Origin of the sequence: Aneurinibacillus sp. UBA3580, from assembly GCF_002375825.1 — a bacterium.
Lineage (GTDB): Bacteria > Bacillota > Bacilli > Aneurinibacillales > Aneurinibacillaceae > Aneurinibacillus > Aneurinibacillus danicus.
Window position 1 is genome coordinate 7,813 of the sequence record NZ_DFMZ01000092.1, and the last position, 2,192, is coordinate 10,004.

Genomic DNA, 2,192 nt, shown 5'->3' on the forward strand with positions numbered 1-2,192 from the left:
ATTAGCAAGCCGGTAACCACGATAATGGCAACAAAATATGCGGTCACAATAACTTGAATGGGAGATAATTTACTATATTTTCGCAGCATCATTTCTGCTCCTTACCGATAAATATGTCAGGTTGAATGTTACGGGTTTTGGCTCCCCTTGTCAAACAACCTCGCTATCTGTCATGAGTACCCGTTGCCCATCATACATATCTAACAGAATGCTTCAATCAAGAAACGGGGGCGAGAGCCATTAAGGGCGCGATTACAGTTAGTATTGTGTTTTTTCTTATCTTTGTACTCTACGCTTCCGTCCAGGCGAATACATATCATGATACGGTGCGTCAGTTGAATGAGGTGCAGCGGGAGAACGCGAAACTTCAAACAACCAACAAAGAGCTTATCAAGGAGTTAAAAAGAATAAAACAGGATTTGGAAAAAGCAAAAAAGGCACAGGAACAAAACAAAAAGGTAGCTTACCTGACTTTTGACGACGGACCTTCCGCCAATACGCCCGCCGTTCTCTCCGGCAGCAAAAATAAACAAAAAGCCATCATTCTCATGCATGATTCGCAGGTGAAAACTACGACGGTTCAAGCGCTGCCCGCCATCATTGAGGGCCTGCGCAGGCAGGGATTTTCGTTTGATGTTTTAAGCAGTCAATCATTCACCTGCCACTTTTCCCCTGTCCCTTAACCACTTTACCAATAGGAGAGACATAAAAACTGTTATATACTAGAAAAAACTTCAAAGAGTGGTGAATAAACCGATGATACGCGTCTCTCCTTATGTGCTGCTTGTGCTGGCGAATGTATTGTGGGGCGGAAACTTTGTAATTGGACGGGCCATTACGGAAAGTCTACCTCCTTATACACTCTCCTTCCTGCGCTGGTGTACGGCACTTATTGTATTCTTACCGTTCATTTGGTCGAGCCTGCGCAAAGAATGGCCTCTGCTGCGCCAAAAAATGGCTGTTATCATTCTCATGGCATTTACAGGCATAACCGGGTTCAATACGCTTTTGTATATTGCGCTGCATTATACAACGTCCATTAACGCTTCGCTGGTCAATACGTCCACACCGATTGTCATTTATATTCTCTCGTTTTTTATTCTTCGTGAGCGTTTGAATAAAAATCAGACGATCGGCACGATTTTTTCGCTTGTTGGGGTTTTGTTTATTATTTCCAAGGGTTCTCTGGACACGCTGCTTGCGTTCTCATTTAATCTCGGCGATCTGCTTGTTATCGCCGCCCTCATATGCTGGAGTATTTACTCCATTCTGGTAAAACGGTATACGGATATTCTGCCTGGTTACAGTACATTTTTCGTTTGTATCCTGATCGGTATCGCAATCCTGTTTCCTTTTTCCATGTATGAAATATTCGTTGCCCAAATTCCGGTTGTATGGTCGACCGGCTCCGTACTAACAGTGCTTTACACCGGTATATTTGCTTCCATTGTGGCATTTATCTCCTGGAACTCGGCCGTTTCCCAGGTAGGGGCAGGAAAAGCCGGTATTTTCCTTAATCTCATTCCCGTGTTTGCATCCATTTTTGCAATTCTGTTCATCGGGGAGCACGTAGCGTGGTACCAGACGATCGGTGGCTTATTCGTCGTGCTCGGCGTCTATATTTCCACGCGAATCGTGAATGTAACCAAAAATAATCCGCTATCACAAAACGAAAACGCCGGATAAGATAAATGGGACCTGACATACTTTGTCGAATCTAGTAGAATATATGCAGGTAGTAAGTAATACAAACGCAACTTATTATGATACGAAACTGGCAGAAAGGAATTTTTCGCTCACGACCATGAAAAAAAGATGCAGATGGATATTGTCAGGTTGTCTCGTTCTGCTGTTTTCCGTTGTTTTTGGCACCGGCGTGGAGGCGTCGAAAGAAACCGCACTGCTGCATAAAGAACAGGCTTTCTCCATCATGAAAAAAAGCGCGGTAGTTCAACCCAAATTAGTAGGCCCCATTTCAAAGAAAAAGATATATGACACACTTCTTCCTTACTTCACGAAAAACTATATCGAAGCATTCATCAAAGAGAACTTTTTGGAGACCGAAAAAGGGTTGATAAGAAAGTAAAAACCGGTCGAATGACGACCGGTTTTTCTCGCTCTATATCAGAAAGCCTTCCTTCTTTTCTAAATGGAAAAAAGAAAGAGACATTCGCCTTTTTCCACATTGAAAT

At 43.1% G+C, this 2,192-nt stretch carries 3 protein-coding genes; all 3 read left to right on the forward strand.

Annotated features, from left to right (window positions below):
• Positions 1 to 266: 266 nt before the first annotated feature.
• The 3 genes from B2899_RS13470 to B2899_RS18490 all read left to right on the forward strand — a co-directional run bounded on the left by B2899_RS13470 (position 267) and on the right by B2899_RS18490 (position 2,086).
• Positions 267 to 683, forward strand: a complete 417-nt coding sequence (locus B2899_RS13470; RefSeq protein ID WP_286886489.1) for a polysaccharide deacetylase family protein — start codon at positions 267 to 269, stop codon at positions 681 to 683.
• 73 nt (positions 684 to 756) lie between these two features.
• Positions 757 to 1,686, forward strand: a complete 930-nt coding sequence (locus B2899_RS13475) for a DMT family transporter (RefSeq protein ID WP_286886491.1) — start codon at positions 757 to 759, stop codon at positions 1,684 to 1,686.
• A 118-nt stretch (positions 1,687 to 1,804) separates the two neighbouring features.
• Positions 1,805 to 2,086: a DUF3993 domain-containing protein gene (locus B2899_RS18490; protein WP_414631780.1), complete on the forward strand. Its 282-nt coding sequence runs from the start codon at positions 1,805 to 1,807 to the stop codon at positions 2,084 to 2,086.
• Positions 2,087 to 2,192: the final 106 nt, after the last annotated feature.

Coding starts and splice junctions, on each gene's coding strand:
- B2899_RS13475 (WP_286886491.1), top strand. CDS start 757: ATGATACGCGTCTCTCCTTATGTGCTGCTTGTGCTGGCGAATGTATTG.
- B2899_RS18490 (WP_414631780.1), top strand. CDS start 1,805: ATGAAAAAAAGATGCAGATGGATATTGTCAGGTTGTCTCGTTCTGCTG.